Genomic DNA, 17,449 nt, shown 5'->3' with positions numbered 1-17,449 from the left:
TAAATAAGCCATGACAACATTAAAAGAAGGCGATAAAGCTCCTGCTTTTACCGCTAAAGACCAAAACGGCAAAGAAGTATCCCTTGCCGATTATAAAGGCAAAAATGTGATCCTTTACTTTTATCCTAAAGATGATACCCCCGGCTGTACTGCCGAATCATGCGATTTCAGGGATAACTATCAATCGCTTTTAAGCAAAGGTTTTGAGGTGATAGGTGTAAGTACCGACGATGAAAAATCGCACAAAAAATTTGAAACCAAATACAGCCTGCCATTTACCCTGATAGCCGATAATGAACTTAAAATTGTTGAAGCTTACGGCGTATGGGTTGAAAAAAACATGTACGGCAAAAAATATATGGGTACAGCCCGTACCACATTTATAATTGATGCAGAAGGGGTTATTACGCATGTGATCAGTAAGGTTGATACTAAGGCCTCGTCACAACAGGTGCTCGATCTTGTAAAATAAGTGTTAAAAACACAATCAAAATAGCTACTTTAGCAGTTCCTAAATTCCATTAATGAAAGCAGACTTACAAACATTAGAAAAAACCGCGTCACAAATCAGGCGCGACATTGTACGCATGGTACATGGCTGTCAATCAGGCCACCCGGGCGGCTCATTGGGCTGTACCGATTTCTTTACCGCATTGTATTTTTCGGTAATGAACCACGATCCTAAATTTAATATGGATGCAGTTGGCGAAGATATTTTCTTCCTGTCAAACGGCCATATTTCCCCCGTGTTTTACAGCACATTGGCACATGCCGGTTATTTTGATAAAGCCGAACTTGCAACTTTCCGTAAACTGAACGCGCGTTTACAAGGTCACCCAACCACACATGAGCACCTTCCGGGTATCCGTATTGCTTCGGGTTCATTGGGCCAGGGTTTATCAGTAGCTATCGGCGCTGCATTGGCAAAAAAATTAAATGGTGATAAATCATTGGTATTTACCCTACATGGCGATGGCGAGATCCAGGAAGGCCAGATTTGGGAAGCTGCAATGTTTGCCCCGCACAATCATGTTGATAACCTGATCTCAACTATCGATGTTAACGGTCAGCAAATTGATGGTCCAACCAAACAGGTACTTTCATTAGGCGATCTTCGCGCTAAATGGGAAGCTTTTGGCTGGGATGTATTGGATATGAAAGGTAACGATATGGCCGATGTGGTTAGGGTGCTTGAAGAAGCAAAAAGCCGCACAGGTCAGGGTAAACCGATCATGATCCTGATGCATACCGAAATGGGGTACGGTGTTGACTTTATGGTGGGCAGCCACAAATGGCACGGTGTTGCGCCAAATGATGAGCAGCTTAAACTGGCGTTAGATCAGTTAGAGGAAACACTGGGCGATTATTAGTCCCTGGCCCCCTGAAGGGGAAGTTTAGAAACATCAGTTTAATTATTACGATTTAATGCCAATCCCTCTCGATTGCAGGGGGAATTTGAACAATGAAAAAATACACTTACACAGATAAAAAAGATACCCGCTCGGGCTTTGGCGCCGGGTTGCTGGAAGCAGGCCAGAAAAATGACCAGGTTGTTGCACTTTGCGCCGACCTTATCGGTTCGTTAAAAATGAACGATTTTATTAAAGCATTCCCTGAGCGTTTTGTACAGGTAGGTATTGCTGAAGCTAACATGATCGGTATTGCTGCCGGTATGACCATTGGCGGTAAAATTCCTTTTACCGGTACTTTCGCCAACTTTTCAACCGGCAGGGTTTATGATCAGATCCGCCAGTCGGTAGCTTATTCAAACAAAAACGTTAAAATTTGCGCTTCACATGCCGGTTTAACTTTGGGCGAAGACGGTGCTACCCACCAGATTCTGGAAGATATCGGCCTGATGAAAATGTTACCCGGTATGACTGTTATCAACACTTGCGATTACAACCAAACTAAAGCCGCTACTGTTGCTATTGCTGAATACGACGGTCCTGTTTACTTACGTTTCGGCCGCCCGGTTGTTCCGATCTTTACCGATCCCGATCAAAAATTTGAAATTGGTAAAGCATGGATGGTGAACGAAGGCGCTGATGTAAGTATCTTTGCTACAGGTCACCTGGTATGGCAGGCTATCCTTGCAGGCGAAATTTTAGCTGAACAGGGTATCGATGCCGAGATCATCAACATCCACACCATTAAACCGTTGGATGAAGAGGCTATTTTGAAATCGGTTGCCAAAACAGGCTGTGTAGTTACTGCCGAAGAGCATAACCGTTTGGGTGGCTTAGGCGATAGCGTTGCCCAGGTGCTTGCAGTGCACAATCCATCACCACAGGAGTACGTAGCTGTAAATGACAGCTTTGGCGAAAGCGGTACACCTGAACAGCTGATGACCAAATACGGCCTGGATGCAGATCATATTGTGGCGGCGGTGAAAAAGGTGATAGAAAGAAAAAACAAAAAAGGTTAATTAAACCTTTAACATTAATAAAATTCTAAAAATGTCGGTACAGGTTGAAGATTCAGAGATATTAAGCAAGTTTCAGGACGAAAAAACCCGGAATGAGGCATTTAACCTGTTGTTGAAAAAATACCAGCAAAAAATATACTGGCACATCAGGCGCATGGTTGTTGATCATGACGATGCTGATGATCTGGTTCAGGATGTTTTTGTAAAGGTTTGGAAAAACCTAGCCGGTTTCAGAAACGACGCGCAACTGTACACCTGGATGTACAGGATAGCATCCAACGAATGCATTACTTTTTTGAATAAGAAAAAACAAAAAAATAATGTTTCGTTGGATGATGTTGCTTATGAGCTGGCCGATACGCTGGCCGACTCAACCTACTTTAACGGCGATGCTGCGCAGCGTAAGCTACAGGAAGCACTGCTTACCCTGCCCGAAAAACAACGGCTTGTTTTCAATATGAAATATTATGAAGACATGAAGTATGAAGAAATGTCGCAGGTTTTGGGTACCAGCGTGGGGGCTTTAAAGGCTTCGTTTCACCTGGCAGTCAAGAAGATAGAAGCTCATTTGCTTGGCAGGGATTAATTTTTTAATTTACGTTAAACCTTTTAGCACTATACCAATCTATAGTTGTGTATGAAAAGCGATATGGACAATAGGGAATGGCTGGATGATTTCATCGCGCTGAAGCAGGTTAGCAAAACTAACCCGTTTACAGTGCCTGACGGCTATTTCCATGAGTTAGCGCAGCACATTACAACACGTATAAGGCTTGAGGGATTAAAAAACTATCCATCTGCAGGGTATACCATACCCGAAAATTACTTTGACGAGCTAAGCAGCAACATCCGGAGCCGTATAAATATTGAGCGTGCTTTAAGCGACGGTGATTCGGGATTTACCGTTCCCGAAAATTATTTTGATGAGCTGAGCAGCAATATTCAAAGCCGGATTGTGGTTGATGAAGCCATGAATGCGGGAGAGGGCTTCACGGTGCCCGAAAACTATTTTGACGAGTTAAGCAGCAATATCCAAAGCCGCATAGCGGTGGAGGAGGCCATGAACCTGGCTGATGAAGGCTTCTCTGTACCCGAAAATTACTTTGATGAACTGAGCAGCAACCTCCAAAGCCGTATAGCGGTTGAAGAAGCCATGGGCAATGAAGAAGGGTTTACTGTTCCTGAAAATTATTTTGAGGAGCTAAGTGCCAATATTCAAAGCCGCATAGCAGTTGAGGAAGCAGTAAATGCCGGGCACGAAGGTTTTATTGTACCGATAGATTACTTTGATCAACTTAACCAGCATATCCTGGATAAAACAGTTAATGCAGACGTTGAAGAGGAGCAGGAGTTTGATAATGTTGTAAGCATTAACAAAACTAAAACTAAACCTGTACAGAAAAAAGGAATGGTGAGAAGGCTTTGGTTGTCGCCAACCATCAGGTATGCTACAGCGGCCTGCTTTGCTTTAATATTAGGCGTGGGTGTTATTTTCAGGGGAGATATCCAGGCGCCGGATCATAACCATTCTTACTTGCATGAGCAGGTATCATCGGTACCGGTTGATGAAATAAAAAGCTATCTTCAGTTACACATGGACGCGAGCGATACCCGTACACTTATAGATGCAAACCAAAAAAGCAACACAAGTAATGCAGACGAAGATCTGTCGGATTATATAGATAATTAAACAGAGGAAAAAATTTAATGAGTAAATTGATCAGGCATATTTGTATTGTGTTATTTGTTATGGCAATAGGCTATGAAGCTGTGGGACAGGTTAACCGCTTTGTTCCGGCTCAAACACCCTCAAGGCCCCAACTTAATCCGGTACGCCCTAATGGCAACAAAAAGGGCGCTATGGGTAAAAGACTTGAGGCTGCCCGTAACAGGTATATCAGCCGCCAGCTTGATCTTACTGATGAAGAGGCTAACAAATTTTGGCCGCTTTATAATCAGTACCAGCAGGAGCTTACTGCTGTACGCATTCTGAAGCGTTTAAATAACTCCACTTCATCAACCAACGGCACCGAGCAAATAGATAAGGAAATCTATTACGAAAGCCAGCTGGTTGGGATCCGTAAACGCTACCGCGATTCCTTTGCCAAGATCCTTCCGCCCGAAAAGGTGAGTGTCCTGTACAAAAGCGAACAGGAATTTAACGATGAGCTCATCAAACAACTCAGCGAACGCAGCGAGAGAGCGGGGAATTAGGAAGAGAGATCAGAGGTTGGAGTTTAGAGATTAGTTCTCTCGCTGTCTTAAAAGTCTAAAGTATGTCAAATAACATTTGCAGATGGATTTTCGTCCATCTGTTTTAGTTTATCTTTGTCGGTAAATCTAAGTAGGTCATCATTGCGGACCTAAGACTTACGAAGTTTTTAAAACTTCGTAAGTCTGGGTTCTACTACTCGTCATTGCGAGGTACGAAGCAATCCCCTATAAGCAGAGCCGCTCTGTATAGTTCGCGATTGCTTCGTATCTCGCAATGACGTCTTCTCTTAAAACCTGCATTGGATAATTGACTTAAAACTTTGTACTTAAGACTTAGAACTTAACAACATGCCTACTCTTCGCCAGCTTTTTTTAGCCAATAACGCGCAAACCACTAATTTTCCTTTATTGCTTGAATTTGAGCGTGCCGAAGGTATTTATATGTACAATGCGGAGGGCAAACCCTATATCGATCTGATCTCAGGCATCGGTGTAAGTAGCTTAGGCCACAGCAACCCCTATGTTATTGAGGCTATTAAACAGCAGGTTGATAAATACATGCACCTGATGGTTTACGGCGAATATGTACAAACCCCGCAGGTGCGCTTTGCCGAAAAGCTTGTTTCGGTATTACCGGCGACCCTTCAGTCAGTATATTTTACCAACTCGGGTGCTGAGGCCGTGGAGGGGGCATTAAAGCTTGCCAAGCGTTTTACGGGCAGGCAGCAGGTTGTGGCTTGTCTTAACTCATATCATGGCAGCACACATGGCGCATTGAGTGTTATGGGCAATGAGGAGTTTAAACAGGCTTATCGTCCTTTATTACCGGGCGTAAATTTCATCCGTTTTAATAACCCGGAAGATCTTGTGCTGATAACTGAAGAAACCGCCTGCGTGATTATCGAAACCATCCAGGGTGAGGCCGGCATCCGTGTGCCGGATCTTGCATATATGCAGGCTTTACGTGCCCGTTGTACCGAAACCGGTACGCTGTTGATCCTGGATGAGATCCAGGCGGCGTTTGGACGAACAGGAAAGCTTTTCGCGTTTGAGCATTTTGATATCGTACCAGATATCCTGTTACTGGCAAAAGCTTTAGGCGGCGGGATGCCGATAGGGGCGTTCATTTCATCAAACCAGATCATGGACGCGTTAAAGGAAAACCCGATCCTTGGTCATATCACTACCTTTGGCGGGCACCCTGTATGCTGCGCGGCAGGTTTAGCGGCACTGGAGTTTCTGCTGGATAACAACCTGGTATCCGGCGTAGCCGAAAAGGAAGCTTTGTTTCGGGATTTGCTTGTACACCCGGCTATACAACAGGTACGCGGCAAAGGCCTCATGATGGCTATCGAACTGGAAAACTTCGAGCTCAATAAAAACATAATTGACCGTTGTATCGAAAACGGTGTAATAACCGACTGGTTTTTACATTGCAGCAACTCCATGCGTTTGGCGCCTCCTTTGATCATTACCCACGACGAGATCAGGAAAGCTTGTGATGTAATTATAGAAGCGATTGATTTCTACACTAATAAATAAAATATAACATTCCTCCTCGTGAAATGAGGAGGAATCTTCTGCGGACAGTTAAGAAACCATGCAAATCCAGCCTCGATTGTGTATATGATTTCTCTTTCGCGTTAACGCGAAATCTCATTACTGCTCTATACTAAATGAAAAGAAGTTTTCTTCAGCCCATTTGCGAATCAAAGAAAGCCGACAAGCACAACGATGTTTGGCTAAGTCAATTCTGTGCTATTCTTCCTTGTAAATTGCCTGTTACAACCCCTTCATAATTCATAAGGATTATAGTTTGAGTTAAATTGGTATGGTTTGTGTATTTATAGCAATGCCTATAAAAACAATGCTTTCAGTGTCCTAAAGGCAATAAATAAGGTCACTGATGCATCTTTTTAAGGTCACCCTGCTTTTACAATTAATTAAATGTTGTAAAACGAACTATCAAAGCATCTATACACAATCTACATATGAAAATAGCATATATATCAACCTACCCCCCCCGCGAATGCGGTCTTGCAACATTTAATAATAATTTGATGCGTGCCATCAGTTCAAATTTCCCTGAAAGGCACATCTTAGCACAAAATGGCTTTGTTGTGGCACTTAATGATTCGGAAAACCTGCAGGAATATGAATATCCGGAGGAAGTTAAATATATCATTCGTCAAAATCACCAGAAAGATTATATCCGTGCGGCCAATTATATCAACACCAGTAATGCCGATGTATGTATTATGGAGCATGAGTTTGGCATTTACGGCGGCGAAAGCGGCATTTATATTTTACCGCTGATCAATCGTCTCGAAAAGCCATTGATCTCTATTTTGCATACAGTATTGAAAGACCCGAGCTATGTGCAGCGCATCATTATTCGCGAAATTGCCGAGCAATCATCAAAGGTTGTGGTGATGAGCAAACGTGCTGTAGATTTCCTGACCAATATTTATGAGATCCCTGCCGATAAGATCCAGATTATAGAGCATGGCGTACCTGATGTAGAAGCCCCTGCCGAAAACCCGGTTAAAAGCTTATCGTCTTTTAAAAACAAAAGGGTGATGTTAACCTTTGGTTTGCTGAGCCGTAACAAAGGTTTGGAAACCGTGATAAAAGCATTGCCTAAAATAGTAGCGAAGCATCCTGATGTGATGTACGTTGTATTGGGTAATACACATCCCGGAGTTATCAAAAGTTCGGGCGAGGAATATCGTGATCATTTGAAATCGCTTGCGGCACAGTTAGGGGTTTCGAAGAACCTGGCGTTTATTGCCAAATTTGTGTCAGAAGAGGAATTGGTAAACTACTTAACTGCCTGCGAGATTTACGTAACACCATATTTAAACGAAGCCCAGATCACCAGCGGTACGCTATCATACGCGGTTGGTGCGGGTGCGGCTGTGGTTTCAACTCCATACTGGCATGCTACAGAATTGCTGGCCGATAAACGCGGCAGGTTATTTGACTTTAAAAATTCGGAAGCACTGGCCGATATTGTCATCGAATTACTTGACCAGGACCGTGTGCTGAACGAGCTGAAGAAAAATGCGTACCAATATGGTTTACATTTACGCTGGCCGGTTATAGGCGCCGAATTTATTAAAGTGGCCCGGGAATCACTGGTACGTTTTGATTTCAGCGATAAAATTCTGCGTAACAGCATCGTTGACCCGGAGATCCTGCCGAAATTCAGCTTAACCCACGTATTGAGGTTAACCGATGATACCGGGATTGTACAACATGCCAAGTACGGGATCCCGAATTTAAAAGAAGGGTATTGTTTGGATGATAACGCCCGTGCGCTTATTATGGCACTAATGGCTTATCAGCGTAACGGAAGCAAGGAAGCATTTGAACTGCTACCCATTTACCTCAGCTATATCCACTATATGCAAACTGATGATGGTAATTTCCGCAACTTCCTGAGTTTTGACAGACGCTACCTGGACGAGGTTGGCTCGGAAGATTCATTTGGGCGTACCATTTGGGCCCTTGGTCATTTAATTGGCTGTGCGGCCAGCAATTCATACCGTGAATTCGCCCTGGAGATCTTCCATAAATCGGTGCCGCATTTTTCAGCGCTGAAACATTTAAGGGGTGTGGCCAATACTATAATTGGTATCAGTCTTTACCTGCAGGTTTACCCTACAGACGAGGGTATGGTTAAAATATTGGCCAACCTTACCCAGCCATTAATTGATGCCTATAACAACACCCAGGCTGATGATTGGCAATGGTTTGAGGAAAAGATGACTTACGATAACGCCATCCTTCCGCTGGCCCTATTGCACTCATGCGAGATTACCGGTAATGAGGAAGCCAGGAAAATAGCTTTGGCAACTATGGCTTTCCTTGATCAGCTTACATTATCAAACGGGTATTTAAGTCCTGTAGGTAATGATGGCTGGTATTACCGTGGCGGCACATTCCCTACATTTGATCAGCAGGCTATTGAAACAATGGCTATGGTGCTGATGCATTTCCAGGCATACCAGATATTCAGGATACCGCAATACATTGAAAAAATGTTCCTGAGCTATAAGTGGTTCCTGGGCGAAAATACTTTGCGGGCACCGCTGTATGACCATGAAACCAAAGGCTGCTGCGATGGTTTGCTGCCTGGCGGCATTAACCGTAACCAGGGAGCTGAAAGTACACTGGCTTATCTGATATCGCACCTTACGGTGTTGAAAGCCTTTGAGCTGGAATACGAATACAATAAATACGGCCAAAAAATGCAGATCTGTTAAATGAAGGTAGCTGTATTAGCCCCTGTTGCCTGGCGCACGCCGCCCAGGCACTACGGGCCCTGGGAGCAAATAGCATCAAATATAGCCGAAGGGATCATCAAAATGGGAGCGGAGGTAACACTCTTCGCTACGGGCGATTCGATAACCGCAGGTAAACTTGATGCCATTTGCGATACAGGTTACGAGGAAGACAGAACACAGGATGCCAAGGTGCTGGAATGCCTGCATATCAGTAACCTGATGGAAAAGGCCGGTCAGTTCGACATTATTCATAATAACTTTGACTTTTTGCCGCTTACCTATTCGGGTCTGATTAAAACGCCGTTACTCACTACCATTCACGGGTTTTCATCATCAAAGATCATCCCGGTTTATAAAAAATATAATAGCCGGGGGCATTATGTTTCTATCAGCAATGCCGACCGTAGTCCTGAGCTTGATTATTTAGCCACGGTATATAATGGCCTCGATACCCGTGATTTTCAGTTTTATGAACAGCCGGATGATTACCTGTTGTACTTCGGTCGTATCCATCCCGATAAAGGAACTGCCGAAGCTATCGATATCGCCAAAAAAAGTAAACGGAAATTACTGATAGCCGGTATAGTTCAGGATACCAACTACTTTAAGGAAAAGATAGAGCCATTGCTTTGTGCCAATGTGGAGTATATAGGCCATGCCGGGCCTGATAAGCGCCGGGAGCTTTTAGGCAGAGCTTATGCACTGTTGCATCCCATCAGCTTTGATGAGCCTTTTGGCCTGAGTGTGGCTGAAGCAATGCTATGCGGTACGCCGGTCATAGCTTTTAACCGGGGCTCGATGCCAGAATTAATCAAAAACGCACAGACCGGCTTTTTGGTTAATAAGGTTGATGAAGCCGCCGAAGCAGTTGGCTGGCTCCGTCAGATTAGCAGGGCTGATTGTTATGACTGGGCAAATTCGCAGTTTTCGAGCGATAAAATGGTGAATGATTATTGGGAGTTGTATAATAGGGTATTGGATTAAAAGCAAAAACTGCCGCGGCAGACAGGTATAAAACAACAAAAGCGCCACTGGCGCTTTTGTTGTTTTATGAAGAATTTATCTTAATTCAATTTATCCAACTCTGATTTAACAAACTCAGCTAATTCTTTTACATAGGCCGCGCTAAAGTCAAACTTGATCCCTGCGGTTTCGTAAATCTCTTTAATAGTTTTAGTATAACCGAGTTTAAGGGCTTCTAAATATTGTTGCAAACCCTTTTCAGGATTTTCTTTGTAGTTTTTCCATACAGCTATAGCTCCTAATTGCGCCATGCCGTATTCGATATAGTAAAATGGTACCTCGAAAATGTGCAACTGTTTTTGCCAAAGATTTGCTAATGCTTCGCGATGCTCGCTCCAATCGGCAAAACCCGCGCCGAATGGTTCAAAGATCTCGATCCAGGCGGTTGTACGGTCGGCATCGGTATGGTCGGGGTTGGTATAGATCCAATGCTGAAACTGATCGACAACGGCTACCCAAGGCAGGGTTTTCAAAACATCAACCAACTGATCACGTTTGGCGCGTTTAAGATCTTCCTCGTTATCAAAATACACATTCCAGTTATCCATCGAGATCAGCTCCATCGACATGGAGGCTAATTCGGCAACTTCGGATGGGCAATGTTTAAAATCATTCAGTTCCAGATCGGCAGTAAGGAAAGTGTGTACCGCATGACCGCCTTCATGTACCATAGTAGTTAAATCGCGGAAGGTATTGGCCGAATTCATGAAGATGAAAGGCGCGCCGGTTTCGGCCAACGGATAGTTGTAACCACCCGGGGCTTTGCCTTTACGGCTTTCCACATCAAACAGGCCGTTATCTTTCATGATCTCCAAACGTTCGCCTAAATAACGATTGATGTTGCTGAAGCACTGGATAGATTTTTCGATCAGGTCTTCGCCATTCTGAAATGGTTTAAGGGCTGGTTTGCCTGAGATATCCACATCCATATCCCATGGCTTAAGGGCAGGTAAGTGCAAAGCCTCGCGGCGCTTTTCGGTCTGGGTTCTTAGAATAGGCACTATTTCGGTTTCGATAGCTGCATGAAAAGCATAACAATCCTGCGGGGTATAATCGAAACGGCCCAAAGCCTGGAACATATAATCGCGGAAGTTTTCAAAATTGGCGTTTGTTGCTACGGTGTGACGAAGCTTGCGCAAATGATCGAAAAGTTCATCGAGTTTGTCTTTATCCTGTAAACGGCGAGTGGTGATCTTTTCCCAAACTTCCTGGCGTTTAGCACGGTCGGTGCCTTTTAAAAATACAGAAGCTTGTTCTAAAGTAAATTCCTTATCATCAATATGAACAGACATGGCACCGGTGATTGACTGATACTTTTGCTGTTCCACCTGGATCTCGGTTTGTACCGGGATATTTTCCTCGCGGAAAAGTTCCAATGCTTTTTTTACGGCCCGTAAAAAAATAAAATATTTTTTGCCATCCAGTTTATCAACAAACGCGCTGGCAACCAGCTTTTTGTTCAGTTCGTTACTGTATGGAGCAATTTTGGGCTCAATTTCGGTAGCAAAGTACTGGAACTTTTGAAGCAGGTCTTCGCTGGTGGTATCGCAGGTCATGCGGATATAGCGCCAGGCGAAATCTTCCTCTAATGCAGCTTCCAGCTCACTTTTATCGTGTAGCCATTTCTCCAGTTCTTCAACTGAGTGGATTGGACGATCTAATAATTCTTTATAAAAAGGTTCAAGGGTTTCCCATTTAATATCAAGGGAAGCCGGGATATATGTTCTCGTTTTTTTGTGGATCATGATTTTTAGATGTGCAGATATGCGTATGTGCAAATGTGCAGATTATGGTTGGAGAAGTGCAAATAATAGATCTGTAAATTAATTCGAAGTCTGCACTTCAATATGAAATTTGGTTACATTATAAAGAAAAATCCGAAAGCTATTTCAACTTTCGGATTTCCCAATTGTTATAAAAAGTTACTTAACGATAGTAATTTTATCGTTAGATACCGGCTCTGATGAACAATGCAGTTCGTCTCTACTATCTATAACTTGAATGGAAAAAACCTTTTTTCTGATTTCCTCATTTGTTGTTTCCCAAAGTGTATCAAATAAAAAGTCTATTGCCTCTGAGCAATACATGTCGTCTACCCATGGTGCCTTTACCTGAACGATAAAAGATGTAGAACTATCTCCTGGAAATGCGTCTTCAACGCAAATTCCTTGTAGTGATTTTCCCTTTTCAGCGCACTTAGTTTCAAATGGCTTTAATAATTCTTTTAATTCTGTTCTATCCATGATAGTATTCCATTAGCTCCGGAAAGCAAATTTATTAATTTTTCTACATCCTTATTCAACATGTGTCCACATGGCTTGTAGCGCGCATTTTCATCCCATGCATTAAACAACAAAGAATTTGCTTTTGCTAAATCTTTGTTGTTTGCTTTGTCATTATCAAATTTAACTTTTAAACCACTAAATATCAATAATGTGAAAAGATTATGTGTTTTAAGTGTCTTTCTGATATCTCCGATTCCTCTTATTGAGTTCGTGTTAGAATTGGTTTCATCAAACAAATTCGGGATCCCAAGCCTATCACAAATTTTTGCCTTTAACATTAATTCTACACTATAGCCTGCAAGATAGAACGCGCCGTCACACATTGTGTTATTATATAATATTTCAGCTTCTTTTAAACGTTGATAAGCTAATTTTCTTATTTCGGTTGGGTTGTTCATTCATGACAATTGAGTTACCAAGATATGTTTTTATTTGATAAATCTCAGAGTATAGTATGAATTGATACCATTAATACTATTTAACTCTTATGAAGCGTTTTCGATATCTCAGTTATCGCATCCTCGTAGCTTGTTGGTTTAAAGTTGAACGCTTTCTCAAATTTGCTGCTGTCGAAAATATAATCGTGGTCATACTGATAATACATTTCTACAGTACCCATTACCACTTTTTTAAACAGGCCGAACAGCCACAGCATTACTTTATTAACGCGCGTATATTTTGGTTCAACTTTATAAATCTTGGCGGCAATATCCAAAAACTGTTTACCGTTTATGGCCGGCGGAGCAGGGAGGTGCCAGATCTGATTGCCGCTCTTGGGATTTTGACCAAGCATGAACATAGCTTTACCTGCATCGGGCACATAAATAAAATTGTGTTTACAATCCGGATTGCCTATCCATTGCGCGTTTTGTTTTTTGGCGTAATTGCTCAGCACCATCATATCAATAAAGCTGTTGACCGGGGCGCCATAAAAATCAGGTGCGCGGGCTATGGTTGCGTTGATATTGCCGGCTTTAACTTCATTCATGAGCATTTCGGCGATGCCCGCTCTTATTTCGCCTTTAACGCTGCTGGGTTTATATGGGGTATCTTCGGTCATGGAGCCGTTAACCAGTCCGTACATGTAAACGTTATCAAAAAATATTAAACGGGCACCGGTGGCTTTGGTAACATTGATCACATTTTGCATGATCACCGGCCATTGCGTCCGCCAGATGTCTTTATCATAAACCAGGCCGGCAACGAGATAAATTACCGTAGATCCTTTTGCTGCCGACAGTACTTCATCGTAGTTAAGCAAATCGGCTTTTTGCCAGGTTACTTTATCGTTAGTAGCGGTAACCGGTTTGCGGCTAACCAAACGGATGGTTTCGTTATGGTTGATTAATTCTTTGGTAAGGGCGTTCGCTACCGGACCGCCGGCTCCTAATATAGTATGCATGATCTTTTTCGTTTTGTGTATTACAAAAGTAAGCTGCCTTTGTAAATCAAAACGTTAACAAAAGATAAGGAATTGACCTCTCCTAAATCCTCTCCAAAGGAGAGGACTTTTAAATTTATGCCTTTACTCCCTCTCCCTTGGAGAGGGTCGGGGTGAGGTCAGGCGCTTATCTTCATGATCCTTCTTCTGATCCGCGAGAGCGAAACCGGGGTAATTCCTAAATAATTGGCAATATAATGCTGGGGGATGCGGTACAAGGCTTCGCCACCTGTTTGTAAAAGATCGGCATAACGTTCTTCGGGCGATTGGGTGATGAAGGAGGTGATGCGTTCTTCGTAACAGATGAGATAGTGTTCGGCTGTTAATCTCCCAAAACGCTCCATCTTAAAACCGAGCAGCTCATTCATGCAAGCTTGTTTCAGATTATTGTGGCTTAAATTCACAATCACCGAATCTTCAAGCGCCTGGATATAATTTGCTGCCGGGGTACGGGTGAGGAAGCTTTTGTATGAGCTCAGCATTTCATCTTCAAAGCTGAAATATCCTGTTATTTCCTCGCCGTCTTTAACGTGGTAATAGCGCACGGATCCTTTTACCACCAGGCCGATATGATCGCATACTTTACCGGCCTCTACATAAAACCTTTTCTTTTTTAAGGTATCAACCGTTAGGTATCGCGATAAGGCCTGCCACTCTTCATCAGTAAGCGGAACATATCTTTCAAAATATTCCCTAAACTTATTAAGCGCTGTTAGTGGATCCATATCCTGTCGAGCAAAAACAATACAGCAAATACTACGCTGGCAATGCCATTGGTAGTCATAAAAGCAAAGTTAACGCGGCTCAGGTCATTTGGTTTTACAAGCAGGTGTTGGTAAACAAGCATGGCGCAAAAGAACGCGATACCAATGTAGTACAGGAAGCCTACTTGAGTTTCAAATGCCGGCATCATGATGAAAACAGCCGAAAGCACATGTAAAAAGGTAGAGAGTCTTAAGGCGTTCACCTTACCTAAGTACGCCGGGATAGAGTGCAGGTTTTGGCTTCGGTCAAAATCTTCATCCTGCAGGGCGTAAATGATATCAAAGCCGCTTACCCAACAAAGCACGGATAGTGAAAAGAATATAGGTGTAAGGGCAAACTGACCGGTAACCACTAAATAAGCGCCGATAGGGGCAAGCGATAAACCCAATCCCAATACCAAATGGCAGAGCGCGGTAAAACGTTTGGTTGCGCTGTAACCCATCACCACAAATAAAGCTACCGGCGATAAAAAGAAACAAAGCCTGTTAATGAACCAGGTAGCTGTAATAAACAGCAGGCAGTTGATAATAACAAAGGTTAAAGCAGCTTTTGGACTGATCCGGCCGGCCGGGATATCACGTTGTTTGGTGCGCGGATTCTGAATGTCTATATCCCTGTCAAGGTAGCGGTTAAAGGCCATCGCCGAGTTACGGGCGAATACCATGCAAAGTACCATCAAAACCAGCTTAAGCCAGTCGAAATGATATTGCGTAGTAGTTACCGCCAAAAAGAAGCCGATAAATGCAAACGGCATCGCGAAGATGGTGTGGGCGAAGGTTACTAAAGATAAATATTTTTTCATGATATTCGGCTCTCCTCTTGAGAGGGGTAAGAGGTGTGATCTACTTCGTTGTTTTTAAATTTCTCTATATGTTGCTCAATTGTTCTTAAAACGTTGAACATGTCTTTTCTTACTTCCAGTTCAGTAAAACGGATAATTGTTAAATCGTATTTTTCGAGTTCTTGCTCACGTATCAAATCCAGTTTATATGTCTCTTCGTGGTTATGATATTGACCATCGATCTCTATTATCAAATTTAGTTCGAAACAATAGAAATCTACAATATAATTTAACAGAGGCTTTTGGCGATGGAAATCATATCCATAACCTTGTTTGCCTTTTAACTCTTTCCAGAGTAGTATTTCGCCAATTGTACTGTCATTCCTTAATTTCCGGGCCAGCTCTTTTAACCGGGGATTGTATGGAATGATTGTGCGGGGCATATTGCTCAATATTAAAAATAATTAAAAGGCCCTGTGCGATTCCCCTCTTGAGAGGGGTGTAGGGGTGTGTTGCGTCGTATGCTTAGCAGACGTATTGCTTGTCGCTTGTTAACACACCCCTGCCATCGCGCTATTCTTCGCGCCCCCTCTCAAGAGGGGAACCAAGAAACACCGGCACTTCAAAATTTTGATTTACTGCATCAATAAACTCAAGTATCTCTTCGCGGCCTTGCTGTGTTTCTGACGATGTGATAAAAAACTGTGGCATTTCATCAAATGTAGCCAACAGGGCTTTTTTAAACCGGGCAATAGTTTGATCGGTTTTAATGTTCGATTGTTTATCGACTTTGGTAAATACCAGCACAAATGAAAGGCCTTTTTCGCCAAGCCAGTTGCAAAATTCAAGGTCGATCTTTTGTGGCTCGAGGCGACTATCAATCAGCACCATTACGCATTGCAAGCTTTCGCGTTTGTCAAGGTAAGTATGGATGAACTTATCCCATTTGGCTTTTTCCGTTTTTGATGCGCGGGCATAGCCATAACCGGGTAAATCGACAATGTACCAGCTCTCGTTGATCAGGAAATGATTGATCAGTTGCGTTTTGCCGGGAGTTTGCGATGTTTTAGCAAGGCCCTTTTTACCGGTTAATGTATTGATAAGGGATGATTTGCCCACATTTGAGCGCCCGATGAAAGCGTACTCCGCTTTAACGGGTGGAGGTAACTTGCTTACCTGGCTGTTGCTGCAAATAAATTCGGCCGATTTTACGATCATTCTGCAAAGGTAGGGTTTTGTTTTGGATGTTATAAAGTCGGATTTGTTGTTATAAAGTTGTAATGTTTTAAAGTTGAAATGTTATTAGATTGTTGATGGTTGTAATGTTTTGTTCAAGCCAGCGTAGTGCTTCAGGTTTGAAACTGAATCAAAATTAATAAAAATAGATGTTTAAACATATTTTACATGTCGCCGACACGGTCCGGATTAAAATAGCTTAAATTTGTGACAGTTGATGATGTTTGTAGGCAACATTCCAACTTTACAACATTTTAACCTTCCAACAAGAAACAACATGAACGATTATAAAATACCCGCCCAAACCCGCATTGGTCACGTACATTTAAAAGTAAGCGACCTGCAAAAATCTCTTGATTTTTACTGTGGTTTGTTAGGCTTTGAAAAAATGGTGATGTACGGCGATCAGGCTGCATTTATATCTGCAGGTGGTTATCACCATCATATTGGCTTAAATACCTGGCATAGCAAAGGCGCTTCACCAGCCCCGGAATACGCACCGGGCTTATACCATACTGCCATCTTATATCCCGAAAGAAAAGACCTGGCCATTATACTTAAAAGGCTGATTGATGCCCGTTACAATATTACAGGAGCATCTGACCATGGTGTATCTGAAGCCATCTATCTTAACGATCCCGATCAAAACGGGGTTGAGCTCTACTGGGATCGCCCCAAAGAACAATGGCCTGTAGATCAGGAAGGGAATTTGACCATGTTTACCCGCAGGCTGGATATAGAAAATTTACTGCAACTGGCTAATTAACAGATAAAAAGCAAACAAAAAAACTCATTGTGGGTTATATATTCAACGGGGGGATCAAAAGATAATCAATCTTTCCCGGTCATTGGGAGGCGGAACGGCGAAGCAGTCCTCTGCCGGCGATATTGCATGGTTGCCTGCTGTTAAGGATTGCTTCGTACCCCCAATGAGTTTTTTGATAAAGATAAAACTGTTGCGCGAAGGTACGAAGCAAAAAATTATAA

General features: G+C 42.8%; 18 protein-coding genes. 10 read left to right on the top strand and 8 right to left on the bottom strand.

The features are described 5' to 3' along the window. Positions 1-10 precede the first annotated feature (10 nt). From bcp to ACP26M_RS16080, 9 genes are all read left to right on the top strand, one after another. Positions 11-472 (top strand): thioredoxin-dependent thiol peroxidase, encoded by a 462-nt coding sequence (gene bcp / locus ACP26M_RS16120; protein ID WP_091221880.1) that lies wholly within the window; start codon positions 11-13, stop codon positions 470-472. Between the two features lie 52 nt (positions 473-524). Continuing rightward, the gene (locus ACP26M_RS16115) at positions 525-1,370 is read left to right on the top strand and encodes a transketolase (protein ID WP_090531971.1); all 846 of its coding nucleotides are present in this window, start codon (positions 525-527) and stop codon (positions 1,368-1,370) included. 92 nt (positions 1,371-1,462) lie between these two features. Further along, a complete protein-coding gene (locus tag ACP26M_RS16110; RefSeq protein ID WP_090531969.1) occupies positions 1,463-2,428 on the top strand; it encodes a transketolase family protein in 966 nt (321 codons plus the stop codon). A gap of 31 nt (positions 2,429-2,459) precedes the next feature. Next, the gene (locus ACP26M_RS16105; protein WP_090531966.1) at positions 2,460-3,014 is read left to right on the top strand and encodes an RNA polymerase sigma factor; all 555 of its coding nucleotides are present in this window, start codon (positions 2,460-2,462) and stop codon (positions 3,012-3,014) included. Between the two features lie 51 nt (positions 3,015-3,065). Next, on the top strand, positions 3,066-4,118 hold the full coding sequence (locus ACP26M_RS16100) for a hypothetical protein (protein WP_426581408.1): 1,053 nt from the start codon (positions 3,066-3,068) through the stop codon (positions 4,116-4,118). A gap of 17 nt (positions 4,119-4,135) precedes the next feature. Next, the gene (locus tag ACP26M_RS16095; protein ID WP_091172619.1) at positions 4,136-4,642 is read left to right on the top strand and encodes a hypothetical protein; all 507 of its coding nucleotides are present in this window, start codon (positions 4,136-4,138) and stop codon (positions 4,640-4,642) included. A gap of 348 nt (positions 4,643-4,990) precedes the next feature. Then, positions 4,991-6,184 (top strand): aspartate aminotransferase family protein, encoded by a 1,194-nt coding sequence (locus ACP26M_RS16090; protein ID WP_426581406.1) that lies wholly within the window; start codon positions 4,991-4,993, stop codon positions 6,182-6,184. Positions 6,185-6,633: 449 nt separating this feature from the next. Beyond that, the gene (locus tag ACP26M_RS16085; protein ID WP_426581404.1) at positions 6,634-8,910 is read left to right on the top strand and encodes a glycosyltransferase; all 2,277 of its coding nucleotides are present in this window, start codon (positions 6,634-6,636) and stop codon (positions 8,908-8,910) included. Then, positions 8,911-9,915, top strand: coding sequence for a glycosyltransferase family 4 protein (locus tag ACP26M_RS16080; protein WP_426581402.1), 1,005 nt, complete (start codon positions 8,911-8,913; stop codon positions 9,913-9,915). It begins immediately after the preceding gene. A gap of 80 nt (positions 9,916-9,995) precedes the next feature. On the opposite strand, the gene ACP26M_RS16075 is transcribed toward ACP26M_RS16080, so the two are convergent. The 8 genes from ACP26M_RS16075 to yihA all read right to left on the bottom strand — a co-directional run bounded on the left by ACP26M_RS16075 (position 9,996) and on the right by yihA (position 16,444). Further along, complete coding sequence (locus ACP26M_RS16075; protein WP_426581400.1) at positions 9,996-11,699, bottom strand: M3 family oligoendopeptidase; 1,704 nt, start codon at positions 11,697-11,699, stop codon at positions 9,996-9,998. Positions 11,700-11,876: 177 nt separating this feature from the next. Next, positions 11,877-12,197, bottom strand: coding sequence for a hypothetical protein (locus ACP26M_RS16070; protein WP_426581398.1), 321 nt, complete (start codon positions 12,195-12,197; stop codon positions 11,877-11,879). Further along, entirely contained in the window at positions 12,179-12,637 is a 459-nt protein-coding gene (locus ACP26M_RS16065) for a hypothetical protein (RefSeq protein ID WP_426581396.1), read from the bottom strand. The genes ACP26M_RS16070 and ACP26M_RS16065 overlap by 19 nt, the downstream gene beginning before the upstream one ends. A gap of 80 nt (positions 12,638-12,717) precedes the next feature. Further along, positions 12,718-13,641: an NAD-dependent epimerase/dehydratase family protein gene (locus tag ACP26M_RS16060; RefSeq protein WP_426581394.1), complete on the bottom strand. Its 924-nt coding sequence runs from the start codon at positions 13,639-13,641 to the stop codon at positions 12,718-12,720. A gap of 158 nt (positions 13,642-13,799) precedes the next feature. Next, the gene (locus ACP26M_RS16055) at positions 13,800-14,405 is read right to left on the bottom strand and encodes a Crp/Fnr family transcriptional regulator (protein ID WP_426581392.1); all 606 of its coding nucleotides are present in this window, start codon (positions 14,403-14,405) and stop codon (positions 13,800-13,802) included. Beyond that, on the bottom strand, positions 14,393-15,247 hold the full coding sequence (locus ACP26M_RS16050; protein WP_112654815.1) for a UbiA-like polyprenyltransferase: 855 nt from the start codon (positions 15,245-15,247) through the stop codon (positions 14,393-14,395). The genes ACP26M_RS16055 and ACP26M_RS16050 overlap by 13 nt, the downstream gene beginning before the upstream one ends. Beyond that, positions 15,244-15,669 carry an endonuclease domain-containing protein gene (locus tag ACP26M_RS16045; protein ID WP_188832880.1) on the bottom strand — a complete coding sequence of 142 codons (426 nt, stop codon included), beginning with the start codon at positions 15,667-15,669 and terminating at the stop codon, positions 15,244-15,246. The genes ACP26M_RS16050 and ACP26M_RS16045 overlap by 4 nt, the downstream gene beginning before the upstream one ends. Before the next feature lie 130 nt (positions 15,670-15,799). Continuing rightward, on the bottom strand, positions 15,800-16,444 hold the full coding sequence (gene yihA / locus ACP26M_RS16040; RefSeq protein WP_426581389.1) for a ribosome biogenesis GTP-binding protein YihA/YsxC: 645 nt from the start codon (positions 16,442-16,444) through the stop codon (positions 15,800-15,802). Positions 16,445-16,739: 295 nt separating this feature from the next. On the opposite strand from yihA, the gene ACP26M_RS16035 reads away from it, so the two are divergent. Beyond that, a complete protein-coding gene (locus ACP26M_RS16035) occupies positions 16,740-17,228 on the top strand; it encodes a VOC family protein (protein WP_091172596.1) in 489 nt (162 codons plus the stop codon). The last annotated feature ends 221 nt before the right edge of the window (positions 17,229-17,449 follow it).

Source organism: Mucilaginibacter sp. R-33 (genome assembly GCF_049949235.1).
Taxonomy (GTDB): domain Bacteria; phylum Bacteroidota; class Bacteroidia; order Sphingobacteriales; family Sphingobacteriaceae; genus Mucilaginibacter.
The sequence above is the reverse complement of the archived record's forward strand: the minus strand, read 5'-3'. Positions and strand labels throughout refer to the sequence as shown.